The following is a 20,345-nucleotide window of genomic DNA, read 5'->3' as shown; positions in this document are numbered from 1 at the left end:
GACATTCATGTTTGCTGGTAGAGCCATTTTACATCGGCACCAAATGACATTATGAGCGATAGCAGCGCACTGATGGCAAGCAGCCCGGTTAGCAACGGTGAGGTCAGCGGTGTCAGCGCTAGCAGCAAGGCGGAGACTTGCCAAACACAGACTATTTTGCGGCGTAAACTAGGCAGCAACGGCGCCAGTAGCCAGCTAAGCCGGTAGCCCGCGATCACAAATAGATAGCGCATACCGCCAATCAACAGCACCCAAGGGGCCATCGATTCAAGCAGCAGGCCGATGCACAGCAGCATAATCAACAGGGCATCAAGCTCCATGTCAAAACGTGCCCCAAAGACAGAGTGGCTTTGGGTGCGTCTGGCGACCCAGCCGTCCACTCCATCCAGCAGTAGTGCTAACACGGCGATCAGCAGCCACTGCCAAATCACCTGCGTAAATGTGCCCGCGGCTAAGCCGCCTGCTACCAAGGCGACCAGCACGGCCCGCACTAACGTAACGCGGTTTGCCCAGCCGAGTGCGCCTTGTGGCCAGTAAATGACCACTAGGCCAGCAATCATCATGTACAGACCAAAAGCGACGGCCCAATTAATCGGGCCGGCCATTAGAGTGGGCAAGAGTTGGCCAGCTACCAGCAGCAGCAAACCGCCCAGCACCAGCTCTATAGCGGTTTGAAGGCGCTTGGATAACGAATAACACCCTGAGGTATTCAAAAAGCGAAACATGCAAGCCCCTCACCGCAATAGCGCGGCATACGACTGAAAAAATGATGCAAAAATTTTTATATGTACCATTCTTGTAGAAGAAGGTAGGGTTGTCCATACGCTCAAGACAATACACACGTTAGTATCCACTGACCAAAATTGTTAATCGAATATTTCATTTTCAAACGCTAAGCTTAAAAAAGGTGAGCCATTGATAAACGTTTTGTATATGACAACGCCACGCTACTTAACGTGCAATTCAATAGCGCGACACCGTGTTCAATGGAGTGAAAAAGAGCTCGCGGCGTTGGAGTTCGCAACCAGAAGGAAGGGTTATGTCGACGCCTGAATACGCGAATGCCTTTTGGGTGACACGCCCAGCACAGGGTGAACTGCGTCCTGAACCCTTGCCCGCCGTGGCAGCGGATGAGGTGCGTGTACGCACCTTGTACAGCGGCATCAGCCGTGGCACCGAATCGCTGGTGTTCAATGGCCATGTGCCCGAAAGCGAATACTTCCGCATGCAGGCTCCCTTTCAAGCCGGGGAGTTTCCTGCCCCGGTTAAGTACGGTTACTGCAGTGTTGGCCGCGTTGAACAAGGCCCAAGCGCTTTATTGGATAAAACCGTCTTCTGCTTGTTTCCCCATCAAGATCATTACGTCGTGCCTGCCTCGGCGGTGCTTGAAGTGCCTACCCATGTACCCGCCGAGCGAGCGGTGCTGGCCGCGAATATGGAAACCGCTATTAACGGGGTGTGGGACGCCGAGCCCATGCTGGGCGAGCGGATATGTGTGATCGGGGCTGGCGTGGTGGGTACGCTGGTGGCGTACCTTTGCGCTCAAATCCCCGGCGTCAATGTGCGATTGGTCGATATTAATCCCGAGCGTCGCCAGCTTGCCGAGCAACTGGGCGTGGCTTTCTGTGCCCCTGAGGAGGTGACTCACGATCAGGACTGTGTGATCCACGCCAGCGGGCACGCGGCTGGCTTACGCCAGGCGCTGGCAGTCGTTGGCAATGAAGGGCGCATTATCGAAATGAGCTGGTTTGGCGAAGGTGAGGTGGCCTTGCCATTGGGTGGCGCTTTTCACTCCCAGCGGCTGACGCTTAAGGCCAGCCAGGTAGGCCAGTTGCCGGCTAAATTGAGCCCTCGCTGGGATTACACGCGACGCCTTCGTTTAGCCTTGAGCCTGCTGGTAGATGATCGGCTGGAGGCACTTATCAGCGGTGAAAGCGACTTTGCCCAGCTGCCTACGCTGGCCCCTTGGTTGTTTGGTCGCGGCAGCGCTGAACTCTGCCACCGGCTACGATATCCCTTGTAAGTGTATATTTTTAAAAAGTTAACTATGAGGCGTGTGTATGTTCCGTTTATGTGTTCGTGACCACTTTATGATTGCCCACAGCTTTAAGGGAGAGGTGTTTGGACCGGCGCAGCGCACCCACGGTGCTACCTATGTGGTGGATGTGGTTTTTCAGCGCCCCGAATTGGATGACGATGGTCTCGTTATCGATATTGGTCTGGCCAGTGAGACCCTCAAAGCCGTGCTGGCAGGCTACAACTATCAAAATCTGGATGAGGTAAGTGAACTGCAAGGCAAGAACACTACCACCGAGTTTATGGCCAAAGTGATTTTTGACCAGTTGGCGGCGGCGATTAACGCCGGTGAAATGGGCACGACCGCGCGTGGGTTGACCCATCTAGAGGTCAAACTGCACGAATCCCATGTGGCCTGGGCAAGCTTCGAAGGCCCGCTATGAGCCAGCGGTTTAGCTTAATCGTGGCGGGTGACCCAGGGCAACGTACCGGGGGTTACCTCTATGATGCCCATATCGTCTCGGCCCTGCGTGAACAGGGCTTTGATATCGATGTGGTTGGCCTGGACGGTGAATTTCCCGACGCCGATGCCACGGCGGCAGCCCAGCTTGGCCTGACGCTGGAAAGGCTGCCCGATAGCGCCGCTGTGGTGATTGATGGGCTCGCCATGGGCGCTTTGCCTGAGGTAGTGGCGCCGCATGCTCAGCGGCTGGATATCACGGCGTTACTGCACCACCCCTTAGGCGATGAGTTGGGGCTTAATGCCGCCGACCAGCAGCGTTTTCATCGCAGTGAACTAGCCGCGTTAGCCGCTGTGGCGCGGATTATTGTGACCAGCCGTTTTACCGCCCGACGCCTGCCGGAACTGGCGGCTCATTACGACGTACCGCTGAACGCGGGTGTCAGCGTGGTGGAACCGGGCGTCGCTCAGGCGCCCATTAGCCCCGCCGCTGAGCCCGGCGAACCGCTACGGCTGCTGTGCGTGGCGACGCTAACGCCGCGCAAGGGGCAGGACATTCTGGTTCAAGCACTGGCGGGCGTTGCGGGTGAGCATTGGCAATGCGACTGCTATGGCGACGCACGCGACCCAGCGTTCACCCAGCGCGTAGAGCAGTTGATCGAGCAACATGGCTTGCAAGCCCGCGTGCACCTGCACGGCGAGTGTGATGGCGAAACGCTGGAAACTGCCTATCGACACGCGCATGCGCTGTTACTGCCATCCTGGTACGAAGGCTACGGCATGGTCGTCACCGAAGCCTTGGCTCACGGCTTACCGGTAATCACCACCACCGGCGGCGCGCTTCGCGATACCTTGCCGGAAGGCGCCGGGTTGAGCGTTATACCGGGCGACAGCGATGCCCTGCAAGACGCCTTGAACCGCTTTTGTCACGACGCCGAGTTACGCCACCGGCTGCGTCAGGGCGCTATAAAGTCGCGCGAACAGTTAAGCGACTGGCAAGCGGCGGGGGCAGCATTTGCTGCGGCTTTAAACGTCACGAGCTTGCACGCTGGGAGTCAGTTTGCGGCAGATTGGTTAACCCTGCGCGAAGAGGCCGATGTTGATTCACGCAGTCAGCCGCTTGCGGCGCTCGCCGATGAATGGTTGCGTGCGCGGACATCGACCCCGTTGATAGCCGACCTGGGCTGTGGCCGAGGCAGCAATATGCGCTTTCTCGCCCCGCGCTTGCATGGCCCTCAGCGTTGGAATCTAATCGACCACGACGCTGCCTTGTTAGCGCAAGCGCGCCAACGCGCCGCCGATGTTAGCGATGCCGAGGGGCGGCCCATTGCCGTCGAAACCCACTGCGTCTCCCTGGCGCCGGTGGATAGCGTCCCGCTGCATGGGGCCCATTTGGTAACCGCGTCGGCCTTGCTGGATCTCGTTTCACAAGCGTGGATTGAGGCATTGGTGGCCCGTTGCGCCGCGCAGCGCCAAGCGCTATTCATCGCCTTGAGCGTTACCGGTAAGTGGCACTTTATGGATTCCCAGGGCGAGCCGGTGCTGGACGACGAAGATCATTGGGTGTTGGCAATGTTTACTGCCCACCAGCGGCGTGATAAAGGCTTGGGAGCCGCCCTGGGCGGGCAGGCGCATAGCGCTCTGGTCAGCGCTTTAGAACAGGCCAATTACCGCGTTGAGCAGGCCGAAACACCTTGGCGGTTAGCCGCTGGCAACAGTGCCCAGCAGCCGTTGATCAAAGCCCTACTCGAAGGTTGGGCGGAAGCGGCAATGACACAAGCCCCGCAGGCGGCGCAACGGATTACCCACTGGTTGCAGCAGCGTCAGCAAGCAGTGGCAGACGGTGCCCTTGGGGTTTGGGTTGGGCACTGCGATTTACTCGCGACGCCCCGGGAAGAGGGCTAATCGTATGCGCCTTGCACGCCGGTTACTTGTCTGGATGGACCGCCCATGGCTACGTCGTGGGTTAATCAGCGCCGCGCTGCTGGGCGCCGTTGCGCTGTGGGTGGAGCCTCAGGCGATACTTGCCGAGGTGCAGCGCTTTTCAGCCGGATGGGTGGTGCTGGCGCTAGCGATCAGTACCCTGCAAGTAATGCTATGCGCCTGGCGCTGGCAGCTCACCGCGGGCCTTATCGATGTGCCGTTACGGTTTACCTATGCCCTGCGCGAATACTATCTGGCGCTGTTAGTGAACCAGCTTTTGCCGGGTGGTGTGTTAGGAGACGCAGGGCGCGCGCACCGCCATGCCAGCCAGGCCGCGTTTCGAGGCAGTGCGTGGCGCGCGGTGATTATTGAGCGCGCCTCCGGGCAGGTCGCGGTGGCGTTGCTAACGCTCACGGCGCTGCTGCTCTCACCGCTTTGGCATGGCGCATTAGGCTGGCCAGTGCTGACTACGCTGGCAGCGGCGGTGGGGGGCGTCGTGGTCACCGGGCTGCTGCTCCGTCAGCGCGTTGGCGTGGGCTTAGCCCGTGCACCCCAATGGTGTCGCGCCTTGGCCAGAGACCTAAAACGCGGCTTATATCAGCGTGGGGTTTGGCCCCAGCAGTTGCTCTCGTCGCTGGCGATTGTGGTGAGCTACGGTTTAGTGATGGTGTGCGCTGCGCGGGCGATTGGCGTCGAACTGCCTGCCCTGCAGCTGCTGGCGCTAACGCCGGTGCTGCTGCTCGCGATGCTGATTCCCTTGTCGGTGGCGGGGTGGGGGCTGCGCGAAGGCACTGCTGCGGGCGTATGGGCGCTGGTGGGCTTGCCCGCTGCCCAGGGCGTGGCAGTGTCGCTGGCCTATGGCGTCATCGTGTTACTGGCCAGCCTGCCGGGTATTTGGGTAGCGTTAAGCCGTCGCCGCACGGCACAGCCGTCAGGTGGCGGCGGCGCTCAGTTGCATGTCAAACAGCGTGTCGTCCCCGCAGCGGAACGTTCGGGTGGGCGGGCGCAGCGCACTTTCAAGGGTGTCGATGGGGGTCATTTTAAGCCCCGGTCGGCCGGAACCAATCAGCAGCGGAGCGACCAGCAGGTGCAGCCGGTCAACGGCCCCCGCTTCGATAAATTGGGACACCGTAATGCCGCCGCCTTCGATCAGTACGCGGTGCAAGCCGTGCTCAGCCAACAGCGCAATCACGTCATTGGGGCTGAACTGGCCGCTGCTGTTCAATGGCAGTACGCAGCGCTCTACGTGAGCGTTGGCGGACGCCGTTGCTACGCTGGGCCCAACGATATGCAGCGTCGCGGCGGACGGCGTCGTCAGCAGCGTCAAGTCATCCGGCAGGCGCCCACGCGGGTCCAGCACCACCCGGGTCGGGCTAACGCCGCTGACATGGCGCACCGTCAGCTGCGGGTTGTCAGCGCTGGCGGTGCCGGCGCCGATCACCACAGCGTCTACCAAGGCCCGCAGCCGGTGCAGGTGGACCAAACTTTGATGGCCGTTAATGTAATGCGAGTGGCCACTTTCGGTGGCGATCCGGCCATCCATGCTTTGTCCCAGCTGTGCGATGACCCACGCGGGGCGGCTAGCCAGCGGGGTCAAACAATCCAGCAGCTGGCGCGCTTCAGGCGTCACCGTTTGCGGCGATTGCCATTCACCGTCGGGCGCCAGGGTAACGGCGACCGAGCAGGGGCGCTGGTGGCGCCGTGCCAGCAGCCACTGCCAGGCATCTGCCAGCGCAATATCGCTTTCTTGATAGATAAAACCCGTGTCGATAGGGGAGTCGGGCATGACGCCTCCGCGCTAGAAAATCCGCTTTATCATGCGGCGCCTGTCGGTTTAGCGCAAGCGCGGAACGTCCCTCACGCCAGGAAGCCAGGAGGCCTACATGTATCAGATTGAACGAGCTATTTTCGATATACGTCGGGGATTGCCAGTGGTGGTCAATGCCGATGGGCAGCGCTTGTTAGTGCAGGCGCTGGAGGGCAGTGAGTCGGTGGAAACCCTGGCTCAAACGGCGGGGTCGCGGCCAGCGTTGGTCCTCACTCGTCACCGTTTGGCAGCGATGGGGATCTCGCTGACGGCAGAGGCGGCCAGTTTGCCGTTAGCCGCCGATATAAGTGTTAGCGAGCTGCACGGCTTAGCTACTGCGGAAAACTGGCCGCAGGCTCCCAGTGGCTTAACGAGCGGTTTAAAACCCGCGGGACTGGCCGAGCGTGGCGCGGTTGCGCTTATGCGCCGGGCGTTGCTAATCCCCGCGGCGCTATGCGCGTTTGTCAGTGAAGCCGCCGCGGCCACTATTGATCAACAGCTGGCCCAAGGGCGGCTGCTGGAAGTGGACGCCGAAGAGGCGCAGCAGTGCCTGGCCGGTGCGCCGGGCATGCTTAAACGTGTCAGCGAAGCGCACATTCCCCTCGAAGAGGCCGCTCATAGCCGCTTTGTGCTGTTCCGGGAGCCGGACGGCTTGCGTGAGCACGTGGCCGTGGTCATCGGTGAGCAGGCGCAATGGCAAGGTGCGGTGCCGTTACGTATGCACTCGGCGTGTTTGACGGGCGATTTGTTTGGTAGCTTGCGCTGTGACTGTGGCGAGCAGCTGCGCAATGCCGTGGCGGATATTCAAGCCATGGGCGGCGGCGTGCTGCTTTATTTAGCCCAGGAGGGCCGGGGTATCGGCCTGGCCAATAAGCTGCGCGCCTATACCTTGCAGGACGGTGGTTTGGACACCGTGGATGCGGATCAGGTGCTTGGCTTTGGCGACGACGAGCGCCAGTATGCGGTGGCGGTGGATATGTTAAACGCGCTTGAGATCACCCAGGTGCAGCTGCTGACCAATAATCCGTTGAAAATGGAGGCGCTGCGCCAAGGCGGTATCGAGGTGGTATCGCGCCAGGCGCTTTACGGTAGCGTTACCGACCAAAATCACCGCTACTTAAATGCCAAGGCCACCCGCGGTGGGCATCTGTTGGAAGATGTGCTCAGTGACCAGCGTTAAACGCAACACGGCCGCGAGCTAAAGCTGGTTCCCACTTGTGCAGCAAGTTTGGTTGGTTAGCGGTGGCTGGTTAGCGGTGGTAGGTGGGCGGTTTCCGCCACTACGGCCGCTAGTTGGCGGGCATAGTGTTGAACCAGCTGCTCGCCTAGTTCAGCGCTGGCGTGGGTCGCGTCGCCTGCCACGCCATGCGGGCTCAAGTCTTCAGCCAACCACGCAAACGCTGCAGCGCCTTCGGCACTGACCAAAGCAGCGTCTTGCGGTGCGGCGGTCGGCGCTGCTGTGTAATCGTCGAGTTGCACTAACGAAGGCGCCAGGTAGCGCATCATGGCGGTTTCAAGCAATCCTCCGTGCAACCCGTAGCGCAGTTCGTCGGCATCTATTGCACCTTCCAGCGCGGGCAGACGCGTGTAGGTCGCTTTGACGACGCGCATGCCATGCCGCCGCCGTAGCGTTAGCCCCGCCAAGTCCATGACTGCTTTGTTCCCCCCGTGGCTGTTAAGCAGCACCAAACGGCGGATGCCCGCGCGGGCCAAGCTGTCGCCGTAGGCTTCCAGGGTGGCAATCGCCAGCGGCGCAGGCAGGCTTAGCGTACCGGGGAAGCTGACGTGCTCGTCGCTGGCGCCCACGGCGATAGGCGGCAGGCAGATCACGTTAAGATCGGGGTCAAGCACCTCTAGCATGGCGGCCTGCAGCCCTTCGCCAATCATGAGGTCAGTAGCGAGGGGAAGGTGCGTGCCGTGCTGCTCAATGGCGCCGAGTACTAGCACGGCCACCGGGTCGCGTTGGGCGAAATCCGCGAGCTGTGGCGCGGTCAGCGTTTGCCAGTGGTGAATCATAAAGGGAAGGGCCTCGCGTTATTTAACATCATTCAGCACCAAGGGATGATCGGCGCGGCAGGCGTAAAGATCGCCGGAAGGGACGTCGTTGGCGCCATCGGCAAGCCACTGGATAGTCGCTTGTGGGGGTTGCCACTCGCTCCACTGAAAGTGGCGTTGCTCACCGACCACGACGTTATAACGATAATCACCGAGGGCGCTCAGGTGTTCAACGCAGGCGCGACCGACGTCCAGCGCGCCGGCGACGAACTCCACCGACAGGGCGGCCACCGGGCAGCTAAGCCCTGCCAATACGTCAGCCTCAAAACCTTCGACATCGACTTTGATAAAACTGGGTTCGCCATATTCATCAATCAACCTATCCAGGGTGATGACCGGGACGCGCAGCCGCTGTTCCCAGCGAACGTGGCTAAAGCCTGCGTTGCGTTCGCCGATTTGTTCGCGCCAGTCGGTGGCCAGGGTCGAAAGCGTGGGGTTGCCGGAGCTAATGGCAATCTCGGCAAAGCCTGGGCTTGGCCCGGCGGCCAGCGGCAGCAGCGTTACGTTGGGTTTGTTGACCATACGCCTGAACCACTTGGCGAGATTCGGCTGTGGCTCAAGGGCTACCACGGTGGCCCCCAGCCTTTGAAAGGCGGCACTGCGGTCGCCTAAGTGGGCGCCAATATCAAAGGCGATGGCGCCGGGCTGAATGAAAGGGCGGTAAAGGCGTTGTAGCCCGCGTTGTCGACCCGGCCGCCAATAAATAAATAGCGAGCGGGCGAGCCCACTCGCACTGCGCAGCCGTTGGAAATACAGGCTAGGCATTAATACGGCTCCTTGGTCGTTGTCGGCGGCGTTTGTGATGAGGCTGCCAATGCCTGACGATCAAACTGCTGAAAGGATTGGCAGAGCATCGCTCCCAGGCGCTCCGGCGGCGGTAGCTGAAGTGGGTAAGCCGCTTGGGTCGATGGGTCGAGAGGATGCGGGTGGCTACTGCTCATGAGTGCTGCAAAATCCGCTAGTACCGACGGCATTAAGCATTCGCTGGGCGTTTTAAGAAGCCCGAGCCGATAGCTCACCACGCCGCCCCAGGTACTGCTGCTGGAGTATTTAACCAGCGGTGCCGCCGCCACTAGGCCTAGCCAGGCCGGGGTTAACCAACCAAAGGCCGTCGCCGAAAAGGCGGCCATTATGCCCGCCCATGCCACGCCGGTGAGCGTCATCCAGCACGTGTGTTGCCAGGTTTCACGCCAAGTCAGTGACCGCTCACCCCGCTCTTGCGTTTGCCATTCAATGGAGCGCCCTAGCAGCACGTTGATAATAAAGAGACTGTGCCACGCCATCATCAACGGCGCTAACAAGGCGGCAAACAGCATTTCCAGAAAGGTACTGACGGTCAGGCGCAGCCGACCACCGAAGGCGTGGGGCGTTTGCCAGCAGGCCAGTAGCCAGCCGAGTAGTTTAGGCGCCAATAGCATCACTAAGGTAATGGACAGTAACCCCAGCGAAAGCGGGTTAAAGGTAACGTTACCTGACAGCAGCTCACCTGACTCATTACTCAGCGAGTGAACCGTTACCAATGCGCTGGTGCATAGCAAAAGCCCTAGCCACACTAATGAGGATAAATAAGCAAACGCGCCGTAGAAGAAATGCAGGCGGCTGAGGGGGTGCAACCCTGCGCCGCTTAGCAAACGTAAATGCTGAAGGTTGCCCTGGAGCCAGCGGCGGTCACGCTTCGCAAAGTCGAGCAGATTACTCGGCATGGCTTCAAAACTATTGTGGGAGGCGCTGGCGTAGGGGTCATGGCGCGATACCGCCGTGGTGATAGTGGTGTCCAGTATGACCTGCCAGCCGCCGCGTTTGAGCAAGGCGGCCTCCACGAAGTCGTGGCTGAGTATTTCACCGCCCAGCGGTGGCCTGCCGGAGAGCGTGGGGAGGCCGGCGTAATCCATAAAGGCACGCGTGCGGATAATCGCATTGTGTCCCCAATAGTTCGCGGCATCCCCTTGCCAGAAGCTCTGGCCAGCGGCCAGCATGGGGCTGTAGAGCGCTGAAGCAAACTGCGTGAAGCGCCCAAACAGGGTTTTTTGGCCGACCGGGATGGGTACCGTTTGGATCAAACCCAGTGAGGGCTGGCGCTGCATGCGCTGGACCATGCGCAGCAGCGTGGCGCCGCTCATTAAACTGTCGGCATCGAGTACGATCATATAATCATAGTAGCGCCCCCAGCGGCGGCAAAACTCGGCGATGTTACCCGCTTTGCGGCCGTTATTGTTAGCCCGCCGGCGGTAATGGATGGCCAACTGCTCGCTAAAACGACGCTGCAAGGCCGCCACGTGAGCCTCTTCTACCTGAGCTTGGGCGGCGTCTTGCGTATCGCTAAGAATAAACACCTCAAAATGCTCGCTCATGGGCCGTACCGCGTCGTTTCCATCGCTATGAATGGCGTAGCTCAACAGCGAACGGCAGGTGGCTTCAAGCCCGGCAAAGGTGGGGATCGGTGGCTCGGCATAAATCGGCATCACGATCGCGGTGCGGCTCACGAGCAGGCGTGCGCTGGGCGCTTGCTGGTCGAGCTTGCGTAGGCTAAGCGGGTCGCGGCGCAGCGCGCAGACCACAAAGCCGCAAACGGCGCCCCAAAATGCCAGCGCGATCCAGGTAAAGGTCAACGCAAACAGCACCAGCATGGAAACCTGCCAGCCGATAGCGAGGCTGGCGACGACGTGGTTCATGGCGATACAGCCCGCCGCGCTGGAAAGCAGCACCACAATGGCCAGACCGCCCCGGCGTGTGGTCAGCCAGGGAATCGATGGTTGGATATCGGTTGTGCTAGGCATCGGGATACCACACGTAGTTCCAGGTTTCGCTAACCGGTTCGCCGTTTAGGGTCAGCCTGAGGCGAACATCGCTGGGTTGATCGCTTTCGGGTAGCCGAAAACTCGCCCGAAAGCCTTGATGAGGCAGTGCGGTAACTTGGGGCAGCAATACCTCACCTTGTTGGCTGCTAATAGCTAACTCGACGGCTTGGTCGGCGCTAATAGCATCTAACGCCCCGCCTTGGAAATCGACGATAAACTGACGCTGAGCGTCAGCGGGTGAATCTGTTCCCGGTACCTTTGCGTTCCCGTGGCGGGTGCGAATGACCCGACCTAGCGTATGCGCTTCTGGCTGAGCGTTAAGCGTGTAAGTGCGGTAGTGCAGGCGGCGGGATTCGCCCGCGTCAAGCGTGTCGTCCGCCACCCAGTAGGCAACGATGTTGTCGTGGGTTTCATCGGGGGTGGGAATTTCAACCAGTTCGACGTGGCCTGGCCCCCATTGCGCTAAGGGCTCGACCCATTGGCTGGGGCGGCGGTGATACTGGGCCTCGGTGTCCAGGTAGCGGCTAAAGTCACGTTCCCGCTGCATCAAGCCAAACCCTTGAGGCTGACTATCGCTAAATGCCGAGGTGCGAAGATGCTTGGGGTTGCTCAGGGGGCGCCAGATCCACTCGCCGCTGCCGGTATGCATCAGCAGGCCGTCAGAGTCGTGTACCTGAGGGCGAAAATCGTCCGGGCGCTCGCGGCTTGCTTCACCAAACGTAAACATGCTGGTTAACGGCGCCACGCCTAGCTTGGCAATATCGTGCCGGGCAAACAATTCGGCCTCTACTTCAACCTGAGTACTGTCGCCAGGCTGGATGATAAAACGGTAGGCAGCGCTAATTGATGGGCTATCCATTAACGCTAACAGCTCAATTTGCCTGGCGTCAGCGGCGGGTTTGTACAACCAGAATTCGCGAAACGCGGGAAACTCTTCGCCCTCGGCAGACGCCGTATCAATCGCCAGCCCCCGTGACGAGAGCCCGTAAGCTTGGCCGCGCCCTACCAGGCGGAAATAGCTCGCGCCGAGAAAAACGGCAAACTCATCGGCGTAGTCGTCGCTGTTGAGGGGATAATGCAGGCGAAAGCCCGCGTGACCGCTGCCGCTTAGGTCATGCTCTTGCAACGTTTCAGCGGCGCCATCGTAGCGGTAATCGCCTGCTGAAAAGGGCAGCGGGGTAACGCCATCTTGATCAATGACATTAAGGGCTATCGGGGTTTGGAACAGAAAGCCGCTGTGAAACAGCTGTAAGCTGAAGGGGCTTTCGTCTTGCCAATAGGCATGCTCGGGATCAAAACGAATTTGTCGGTAGGCATCGTAGTCAAGCTCACGCAGTGCCTTCGGCAGCGTCTCTTCGGGGGCTTGATACGCGTGCTCGGCAAGCTGTTGAGCACGTTCTATGACGTCGCTGAACTGTTGATCGTCTTGGGCAAACGCGGAAGAGATGACGGCACTACTGAGGAGAACCATCCACTTACCTGCCCACCACCTACCAATAGTGTTACAACACATGGGCGAAGTCCTTTCGGTAGAAGGTCTGCACACGCTTCGCCATCAGCGACGCAAAGCGTGAATTTTTTACACAATAATTATACAATTTTGCACAACAGTACATGATTATTGCGTTTTACAGCAGCCCTTATTCCTTGCTTTTTTCATAACCGCTCACTGAGGTCGAACACTGACCGGTGATACCTCAGCCACCTTAAGCTAACGCAGGCAGAAATGAGAATGCGATGAGTCGATTATTATTAACGCTACTAACACTGAATGTATTACTCATCGCGCCGCTGTGGTGGCGTTTTGGTGATGTCAGTTCCCATCTTATTGCTTGGGAGGCGCTGATTATCGCGCCGCTTATGCTACTGCTTCCTCCCCGCCAACTGCGTCGTTGGCTGGTCGTTGCGTTCGTCAGTTGGATTTTGGTGGCCACTGCCGCTAATTTAGGCGATGCGGCCATTAATATGGCCTTTGCCCGGCCATTGAACCTTTACCTTGATATTCCTTTGCTGCGCTCTATTTATCATCTGCTAGTAGGTAATGTAGGCCAAACTGTGGCGGTTTGCGCGATGTTCGTCGGGGCCGCTGTGCTGCTGGGTATTGTTTTGGGCTTATTACGCTTACTGCTACCGCCCTTTCACTATTGTGTGAAGCAACTCCCTGGGGCCGCCGCGTTAGCGGTGCTGGTGGTGGCTACCAGCGGCGCCGCACTTGAGTTGGCCGGGGTACGGCTGGTGGACAGTGCCCGTTTGCCCATGCTCAACACCACGCGGTTTCAGTGGCAGCAAATAGCCGATACCCACGCCGCGCGCCTTGCCTTTGCCGAGCAGTTGGAGACATCACCCATTGCTACGCAGCCGATGCCCGGGCTTGAGGGGCGTAACGTGTTGCTGACGTTTATTGAGTCCTACGGCATTTCGGCGCTGAATGACCCGCGCTATGCTGACGTGTTGCTACCCACGCTTAGCGAGATGCAGCAGCGCCTGGAGAATCGCCATCTGCATGTCGTGTCAGGTATGTTAGAGGCGCCCATTCAAGGGGGGCAGTCGTGGCTTGCTCATGCAACCGTCCTTAGCGGCCGGTGGATCGATAATCAGCTATGGTATCGGTTGATGCTAAATAGCGATCACTCGACGTTGATCGATGATTTTAGCGCCACCGGTCAACGCACCCTCAGCGTAATGCCCGCCATCACCATGGCGTGGCCGGAAGGGCAGGCCTACGGTTTTGATCAGATTGCCGCCGCCAACGATATCGACTACGCCGGCCCCGCGCTCAACTGGGTGACCATGCCCGACCAGTTCACCCTCGATTACACCCAGCGCCACTTGCTGGGCGACACGCCGGTATTCGCGCAGCTGGCACTGATTTCCAGCCACGCGCCCTGGACACCGATTTTGCCAGTGATTGAAGACTGGTCGTTAATCGCAGACGGCCAGATTTTTACCCCCTGGGAGGAGGCCGGCGACCCGCCCGAGGTGTTATGGCAGGACATCGAGCGTATTCGTGATCACTATGCCTGGTCGGTCGACTATGCTGTCAAAGTTACCGGGCGCTGGGCCGAGCGGGTGGTGGATAACGACACTCTGCTGATCGTCCTCGGCGACCATCAGGCAGCACCGCTGATTACCGGTGACGATGCCAGCAAGGCGGTGCCCGTGCATATTATCAGCGGCGACCCAGCGCTGTTGGCACCCTTTTTGGCGCGTGGATTTATACCCGGCACGCTGCCAGCGCTTGAGCAGGCCGCTAACGCACCCAGAATGAGCCAACTGCGCCACTGGTTGCAGGCCGATTTTGCGGCACCTGACGCTGACACTTTCCCGCCCCCAGGAACGACAACAAGGATGGCACCATGATTCAGCCGGTGATTTTGAGCGGTGGCAGTGGCACACGGCTCTGGCCCCTCTCCCGCGAGCAGATGCCCAAACAGTTTCTGTCGTTAACCGCGTCGCAAAGCCTGCTTCAGCAAACGCTCAGCCGCTTAGTGGGCGTCACCACTGCCGTGCCATTGCTAATGGGCCACCACAGCCACCGTTTTTTAATGGCTGAACAACTGCGTGAGATGGAGCAAGCAGCGACGCTGGTGCTCGAGCCCGAAGGGCGTAATACGGCCCCGGCGATTGCTTGCGCAGCGCTGTTGGCGCGTCAATCGGGCGATGATCCGCTCCTGCTGGTGCTACCGGCGGACCATGTGATTGGCGATGTTCAGGCGTTTCAGTACAGCGTTTCGCTGGCCGTGCCGTTAGCTGAAGCGGGGTATCTGGTTACTTTCGGCGTGGTGCCTACCCAGCCTGAAACCGGCTACGGTTATATCGCCTGCGGTGACCCTCTCGAAGGCGGCCATCGCCTCGCCGCCTTTATTGAAAAGCCTGACGCCAGACGCGCAGCCGAGCTGGTGGAAAACGGTGGCTACCTTTGGAACAGCGGCATGTTTTTGCTTCCGGCGTCGCGCTATTTAGCCGAGCTGGAACGGCTTAACCCGAGCATGCTTGAGGCCTGCAAAGCGGCCGTTAGCGGCGCGCATCGCGACCTGGATTTTCTGCGCCTGGACGAAGCCGCGTTTCGACGCTGCCCGGCGGACTCGATCGACTACGCGGTGATGGAACACTGCGACCACGCGGCGGTCGTGCCCTTGGCGGCGCAGTGGAGCGATATCGGTAGTTTCGATTCGCTATGGGCCACGCTGGAACCTGATGCGGCGGGCAACGCCACCAAGGGCGATACCTGGCTAACCGATACCCAGGATTCGCTGGTGTTTGCCGAGCACCGCCTGGTGGCCACGCTAGGCGTGCAGAACCATATCGTGGTGGAAACATCGGATAGCGTGCTGGTGGCTCATCGCGATCAAGCGCAGCAGGTAAAGCAGCTAGTGGCGGCGCTCTCTCAAGCGGGCCGCAGCGAACCGGTGGCGGCACCCTTGGTGCAGCGTCCCTGGGGCAGCTTTCAAGCAATGGATCGCGGTGCACGCTATCAAGTCAAACACATCACCGTTAAGCCCGGTGGGCGGCTGTCGCTGCAGCGCCACCATCACCGCGCTGAGCACTGGGTTGTGGTGAGGGGGACGGCGCAGGTAACGCTTGAGGAACAACGCTTTCTGGTAACGGAAAACCAGTCGACCTATATCCCGATCGGCGCGCTCCACCGGCTGGAGAACACCGGCAAAATCCCCCTTGAACTGATCGAAGTGCAGTCAGGTAGTTATCTGGGCGAAGACGATATTGAGCGTTTGGATGATGTTTATGCCCGTGATAACAACGAGTGAAGGGCAGATGACGCACGGCTTACCAAAGCCAGCTAGCGGGCCTGGCCGGGGGGCGCCCTTTGCGCACGTCTACCCAGCCCAGTACGCAGCGTACCCCCAGCCACACGGCTAGCAGCGGCCAGAGTAGCGTGCCAACCACAAAAATGCTGAGCACAAAGGCAATGCAGGCATACAGGGTGCCGATCCAGAAGGTGCGGATCATATAGCGGTAGTGCTGCTGCAGCCACGGTGCGGCGTCCTTGCGGTAAACATAGGCAATGATTACGCCAATCAGCAGGGTAATATTGGCGGTGACAATCCCCGCTAAATAAAGGGCGTAGATAATCTGCGGCGTGCGGGTTGCATCGGGCGGACTAGCGTGTGGCGTCATCAGAAAACTCTTTTAGATTAATAAAGCCGATAGTCGCGGTGGTTAGCCAGCTTTTGCTGCGCTTGCACCACTTTGCGGTAGCGCTTGTACTCCCACTGATACTGCGCAGGTGCCAAGCCAATCGCGGTTTCTACGCTGGCGTTAACGCCCGTGGCAGACAGTACATCGTCGCTGCTGTAAACGCGCTCATCGGCATCCAGTAAATGGATCTCAAAGCCTTTACCGGGAATACGCAGCGCTACCCCCGTGACCACGCGCGCCTGGGTGCGGGCCACCAGTTTCGGCAACAGCGTTGCGGTGTAGGCGTCGCGGCCAAAAAACGGGGCGAAGACGCCGCTGCCCCACGAAGGCTCTTGATCAGGCAATATACCTATCGCCTCGCTGCGTTTAAGCGCTTTAAGCAGCGCCGCCACACCGCGTGGGTTGGTCGGCACTAAGCTTGCACCCATGCGCTCTCGACCGTGCCGAATGACCGGGTCGAGGGCAGTGATCTTGGGTGGCTCGTACATGGCGGTAAAGGGGAAATGGCTCGATAGCCAGAAGTTGAGCACCTCCCAGTTGCCGAAGTGGGGGGCAAGCACAATCACGCCGCGACCCTCTGCCCGGGCACTGTCGAGTTTGTCGCGTCCGTGCACCGCTAAAATACCCGCGTCTACTGTTTCCGGTGCCGCCATCCAGGCATGCCCCAGCTCTAACATGGTCGCCGTTGAGTGGCGCAGGCTATCCTGTGCCAGTGCTTTACGTTCGCGGGGGCTAAGGCGGGGATAAACAACGCCGATATTAATATCGGTGATATGGCGTTCGCGCTGGTTAAAGCGGTACACCAAGGGGCCCAGCGCTGACGCAAAGCGCCACAGGCGCGCCAGGGGCCAGTGCGAAAGGCGCCGCCAAAGCCAGCTGATCGCGCTGGCTTTGGAAAAACGCCCACGCGTTTCAAGCGTTTGTTGAGCCATGGTTAAAACAGCCAGGAATCTATATTAGAGGGTGCACGCTTCTCTTGCAGCCCCTTGAAGCCTTTCACGCAGCGAATAATTAGCCAGACAGCCAGCGCCAGCAAAAGCGGAAAACCGATCAACACGAAGGTTAGCAGTGAAAAAAGGATGCCGTATGCCAAGCCCATCCAGAAGGTGCGAATCTGGTAGCGGTAGTGCTCGTCCAACCATTCAGGCCCTTTGCCTTTATAGACGTAAGCGATAACCACACCAATCAGCGACGTAAAGCCGAGGATGAAGCTGGCCAGATAGAGCGCATAGATAACCATCGCCATGGTGGTGTCGGGCGGCTGCTGCGCGCCGCTGACGACTTCGCCTTGAGAGGGGGAATCACTGTCGTTATCAAGCATAACGTTTCCTTTCGATAAAACCGTATAAAGACTATACGGTTAGCACTAATGGTTAGTGCTGAATGATTAGTTTTGAATAATAGAATACTGGCTAGCGCATTTCAGCGGGCGCTGGTCAGGCGCATTATGATACCGTGCGCTATTCGGCTTATCACTAACCAAGATTGAGCCTTAACGTGAAGCGGGGCGGCAAATTTCCAACAGGTTGCCATCCGGGTCGCGCAGGTAAAGCGACTCAATCGGCCCATTGGCGCCTTGGCGGGCGACAGGACCCAGTTCTACATCAATGCCCAGCACCTCTAAATGCTGCTTGAACTCATCCAGCGGCAGTTGGCAGCGTAGGCATAAATCCAGACTGCCGGGAGTCGGCGTCGCTGAAATGGGCGCAATGTCGGTATCGGTTTGGTGTAGACGTAACGCCGTATCGCCGAGCATTAAATCGACCCGTTGAGCATCCCGGTAGCGGACGTCCAAGCCTAAAACACGCGAGTAAAAATCCACTGCGCGACCCATATCGGTCACGGTAACCACAAGATGATCCAGACCTGAGAGCATGCCACCTTCCTTAATACGTAACGATAAGCCAGAGAATACGATGATGCGTCGCTGTCCGCTCTGCGCGGCATCCACGACTGCGCTTTACCACCGGGATCGGCGCCGTGACTACTACCAGTGTGCCACGTGCAAGCTGGTATTTGTCCCCCCGGCGCAGCATTTGAGCGCTGCTGCTGAAAAAGCCGAATACGATAAACACCAAAACTCGCCGCATGATACGGGATACCGGCGCTTTTTAGGGCGTTTATTTACCCCGCTGCTGGCGAAGCTTCCCGCTAATGCCCGCGGGCTCGATTTTGGTTCAGGGCCGGGGCCAACGCTGTCGGTGATGTTCGCAGAGCAGGGCTACCCGATGGCTATCTACGATCCGTTTTACGCCCCTGACGCCTCGGCTCTCGCCCAGATGTTTGATTTTATCACCGCAACAGAAGTTGTTGAGCACTTGTCACAGCCCGGCCAGGTGCTTACTCAATTAGTGGCTCAACTGGCGCCAGGCGGGTATCTGGGGGTGATGACCAAACGGGTCACGTCGCCCGAGGCCTTTGCCCGCTGGCACTATATTAGCGACCCCACGCATATTAGCTTTTTTAGTCAAGAGACCTTCCGTTGGTGGGCACAAAAGAATACGTTAGCAGTGGAATTTCCGGGGCCTGACACGGTTATTCTGCGTAAATCGCTGTCGCCGATAGCGATGCCATCAGAAAAGCATTGACTTTGCTCAGTCGAGGGCAATAATTGCGCGCCGTAATACTACCTGACTAGATGCGCCAGGTGAGATGACGGTTTATATCATTACCTTTGTAATGCTGTTTTTTTCATCCTTCTGGTCAAGGTGAGGTATTCATGTCGCGGCAACTGCTAGCCATGGCGCTGGCCCCTCTGTTGGGGCTATTTATTCTCGGGATTGGCAACGGTTTTCTGGCCACCTTAATTACCGTGCGCTTAGACGCGGCCGGTGAGTCGGCCACGCTAATCGGTATTGTCTCGTCGGCCTACTTTATTGGCTTAGCCCTGGGCGCGTTGGTTAACGACCGCCTGCTGCTGCGCATTGGCCATATTCGCGCCTACGGCAGTTTTGCCTCGCTCGTTGCGGTTACCGTGCTGCTGCAAGGTTTGTTCTTCGACCCTTGGGCTTGGTTTGTGCTGCGCTTGATCGGCGGCTGGGCCACGGTGGGTGTTTATTTGGTCATTGAGAGCTGGCTGTTGACGTCGGGCGATCAAAAAGTCCGCGGGCGCCTGCTGGCGCTGTACATGATTTCGCTTTATGCCGCCGGCGTATTGGGTCAACTCCTACTCGGCGTGACCAATGCCATGGGCGTCACGGCGCCCTTTATGGTGATTGGCCTGCTGGCCTCGCTTTCCGTGCTTCCCATGGCAATGATTCCCCGCGTCTCCCCGATTATGGAACACGCCGAGCCGCTGCATCCGCTGCGCCTGATCACCCTGACGCCGACCGGTGTAATGGGCAGTTTAGGCTCCGGTATGGTGGTCGCCGCGGCCTATACCCTCTTGCCGCTTTATCTGCAGCGGATTGGCATGAGCGTCAGCCAAGTGGGGCAGATGATGGCGGTGGTGATTATGGGGGCCATGCTGCTGCAGTACCCCATTGGCCGCTGGTCGGATCGCCACGACCGTCAGATGGTGCTGATGGGTATCAGTGGTTTCTGCGTACTGATCTCGGCGGCGATGATCTGGCTACCGCTTCCAACGCCAATGCTGGCGGCGCTGCTATTCTTGCTTGGCGGTGGCGTATTTGCGCTCTATCCGGTGGCGGTGAGCCATGCCGCCGACCGCGCGCCCGCCGGGGCGCTGGTGCGCATGAGCCAGGGCCTGCTACTGATTAATTCGATTGGCGCCACCATCAGCCCGTTGATGATCTCCCCGGTGATGACGGTGATGGGCGATGCCGGCCTGTTCTGGGCCTTTGGCTCGCTGAGCCTGTTCTTCTTACTGTTCTTCTCCTGGCGGCGCAGTGTGCGCCCCGCGCCAGTGCCTGTGGCGCCCTTTACACCCACTACACCGATGACGGCTGCCGGGGCTGAACTGGTTGTCACCGAAGAGCTGATGCAGGGAGCGCTAGAGCACGAGCACCTGGAGGACCTGTCTGATGCCGTTTGGGATGTGGATGTGGCTGAACCGGTGGTGGGGCCGCCCGCCGAAGATAAAAGCCATATCACCTACTATGATGACGTGGAACAAGTGGAAGTGCGTAAAAAAAGACCGGATAAAGACGTTATGGGTAACGGCTGATAC

The 20,345-nt window shown here is 59.1% G+C and carries 18 protein-coding genes and 1 pseudogene; 9 read left to right on the top strand and 10 right to left on the bottom strand.

Annotation, left to right across the window (positions count from 1 at the left end):
* Positions 1 to 5: 5 nt before the first annotated feature.
* Positions 6 to 725, bottom strand: coding sequence for a CDP-alcohol phosphatidyltransferase family protein (locus tag HVA01_RS10190; protein WP_146875271.1), 720 nt, complete (start codon positions 723 to 725; stop codon positions 6 to 8).
* Positions 726 to 1,039: 314 nt separating this feature from the next.
* On the opposite strand from HVA01_RS10190, the gene HVA01_RS10185 reads away from it, so the two are divergent.
* From HVA01_RS10185 to HVA01_RS17670, 4 genes and pseudogenes are all read left to right on the top strand, one after another.
* Entirely contained in the window at positions 1,040 to 2,023 is a 984-nt protein-coding gene (locus tag HVA01_RS10185) for a zinc-dependent alcohol dehydrogenase (RefSeq protein ID WP_146875269.1), read from the top strand.
* A 37-nt stretch (positions 2,024 to 2,060) separates the two neighbouring features.
* On the top strand, positions 2,061 to 2,459 hold the full coding sequence (locus tag HVA01_RS10180) for a 6-pyruvoyl trahydropterin synthase family protein (protein ID WP_146875267.1): 399 nt from the start codon (positions 2,061 to 2,063) through the stop codon (positions 2,457 to 2,459).
* Positions 2,456 to 4,381, top strand: a complete 1,926-nt coding sequence (locus HVA01_RS10175; RefSeq protein ID WP_146875265.1) for a glycosyltransferase — start codon at positions 2,456 to 2,458, stop codon at positions 4,379 to 4,381. Before HVA01_RS10180 ends, HVA01_RS10175 begins: the two co-directional genes overlap by 4 nt.
* A 4-nt stretch (positions 4,382 to 4,385) precedes the next feature.
* Positions 4,386 to 5,273 (top strand): annotated as a pseudogene (locus tag HVA01_RS17670) (lysylphosphatidylglycerol synthase transmembrane domain-containing protein); the annotation flags it as partial.
* A 57-nt stretch (positions 5,274 to 5,330) separates the two neighbouring features.
* Here HVA01_RS17670 and HVA01_RS17665 read toward each other — a convergent pair.
* On the bottom strand, positions 5,331 to 5,942 hold the full coding sequence (locus HVA01_RS17665; protein WP_246129580.1) for a RibD family protein: 612 nt from the start codon (positions 5,940 to 5,942) through the stop codon (positions 5,331 to 5,333).
* Positions 5,943 to 6,282: 340 nt separating this feature from the next.
* Here HVA01_RS17665 and ribA point away from each other — a divergent pair, with 340 nt between their 5' ends.
* Complete coding sequence (ribA, locus tag HVA01_RS10160) at positions 6,283 to 7,386, top strand: GTP cyclohydrolase II RibA (RefSeq protein WP_146875264.1); 1,104 nt, start codon at positions 6,283 to 6,285, stop codon at positions 7,384 to 7,386.
* A 56-nt stretch (positions 7,387 to 7,442) separates the two neighbouring features.
* Here the strand turns inward: ribA and HVA01_RS10155 are convergent, their stop codons facing one another.
* From HVA01_RS10155 to HVA01_RS10140, 4 genes are read right to left on the bottom strand one after another with little or no spacing between them, the layout of a single operon-like run.
* On the bottom strand, positions 7,443 to 8,222 hold the full coding sequence (locus HVA01_RS10155; protein ID WP_146875262.1) for a creatininase family protein: 780 nt from the start codon (positions 8,220 to 8,222) through the stop codon (positions 7,443 to 7,445).
* Between the two features lie 18 nt (positions 8,223 to 8,240).
* Complete coding sequence (locus HVA01_RS10150) at positions 8,241 to 9,026, bottom strand: FkbM family methyltransferase (protein ID WP_146875260.1); 786 nt, start codon at positions 9,024 to 9,026, stop codon at positions 8,241 to 8,243.
* Positions 9,026 to 11,038: a glucans biosynthesis glucosyltransferase MdoH gene (gene mdoH / locus HVA01_RS10145; protein ID WP_146875257.1), complete on the bottom strand. Its 2,013-nt coding sequence runs from the start codon at positions 11,036 to 11,038 to the stop codon at positions 9,026 to 9,028. The genes HVA01_RS10150 and mdoH overlap by 1 nt, the downstream gene beginning before the upstream one ends.
* Positions 11,031 to 12,530 (bottom strand): OpgD/OpgG family glucan biosynthesis protein, encoded by a 1,500-nt coding sequence (locus tag HVA01_RS10140; protein ID WP_146875255.1) that lies wholly within the window; start codon positions 12,528 to 12,530, stop codon positions 11,031 to 11,033. Before HVA01_RS10140 ends, mdoH begins: the two co-directional genes overlap by 8 nt.
* Positions 12,531 to 12,796: 266 nt before the next feature.
* On the opposite strand from HVA01_RS10140, the gene HVA01_RS10135 reads away from it, so the two are divergent.
* Positions 12,797 to 14,419 carry an alkaline phosphatase family protein gene (locus HVA01_RS10135; protein WP_146875253.1) on the top strand — a complete coding sequence of 541 codons (1,623 nt, stop codon included), beginning with the start codon at positions 12,797 to 12,799 and terminating at the stop codon, positions 14,417 to 14,419.
* A complete protein-coding gene (locus HVA01_RS10130) occupies positions 14,416 to 15,825 on the top strand; it encodes a mannose-1-phosphate guanylyltransferase/mannose-6-phosphate isomerase (RefSeq protein WP_146875251.1) in 1,410 nt (469 codons plus the stop codon). The genes HVA01_RS10135 and HVA01_RS10130 overlap by 4 nt, the downstream gene beginning before the upstream one ends.
* 19 nt (positions 15,826 to 15,844) lie before the next feature.
* Here the strand turns inward: HVA01_RS10130 and HVA01_RS10125 are convergent, their stop codons facing one another.
* The 4 genes from HVA01_RS10125 to HVA01_RS10110 form a co-directional block, all read right to left on the bottom strand.
* On the bottom strand, positions 15,845 to 16,195 hold the full coding sequence (locus HVA01_RS10125) for a DUF4870 family protein (RefSeq protein ID WP_146875249.1): 351 nt from the start codon (positions 16,193 to 16,195) through the stop codon (positions 15,845 to 15,847).
* A 17-nt stretch (positions 16,196 to 16,212) separates the two neighbouring features.
* The gene (locus HVA01_RS10120; RefSeq protein ID WP_146875247.1) at positions 16,213 to 17,148 is read right to left on the bottom strand and encodes a lysophospholipid acyltransferase family protein; all 936 of its coding nucleotides are present in this window, start codon (positions 17,146 to 17,148) and stop codon (positions 16,213 to 16,215) included.
* 2 nt (positions 17,149 to 17,150) lie between these two features.
* Complete coding sequence (locus HVA01_RS10115; protein WP_146875245.1) at positions 17,151 to 17,537, bottom strand: DUF4870 family protein; 387 nt, start codon at positions 17,535 to 17,537, stop codon at positions 17,151 to 17,153.
* A 171-nt stretch (positions 17,538 to 17,708) separates the two neighbouring features.
* Positions 17,709 to 18,092, bottom strand: coding sequence for a VOC family protein (locus HVA01_RS10110; RefSeq protein WP_146875244.1), 384 nt, complete (start codon positions 18,090 to 18,092; stop codon positions 17,709 to 17,711).
* Positions 18,093 to 18,132: 40 nt separating this feature from the next.
* Between HVA01_RS10110 and HVA01_RS10105 the strand changes: the two genes are divergently transcribed.
* The gene (locus HVA01_RS10105) at positions 18,133 to 18,804 is read left to right on the top strand and encodes a class I SAM-dependent methyltransferase (RefSeq protein ID WP_170243504.1); all 672 of its coding nucleotides are present in this window, start codon (positions 18,133 to 18,135) and stop codon (positions 18,802 to 18,804) included.
* A gap of 131 nt (positions 18,805 to 18,935) precedes the next feature.
* Positions 18,936 to 20,342 (top strand): MFS transporter, encoded by a 1,407-nt coding sequence (locus tag HVA01_RS10100; RefSeq protein ID WP_146875240.1) that lies wholly within the window; start codon positions 18,936 to 18,938, stop codon positions 20,340 to 20,342.
* Positions 20,343 to 20,345: the final 3 nt, after the last annotated feature.

It is taken from the genome of Halovibrio variabilis, assembly GCF_007991175.1.
Lineage (GTDB): Bacteria > Pseudomonadota > Gammaproteobacteria > Pseudomonadales > Halomonadaceae > Vreelandella > Vreelandella variabilis.
The sequence above is the reverse complement of the archived record's forward strand: the minus strand, read 5'-3'. Positions and strand labels throughout refer to the sequence as shown.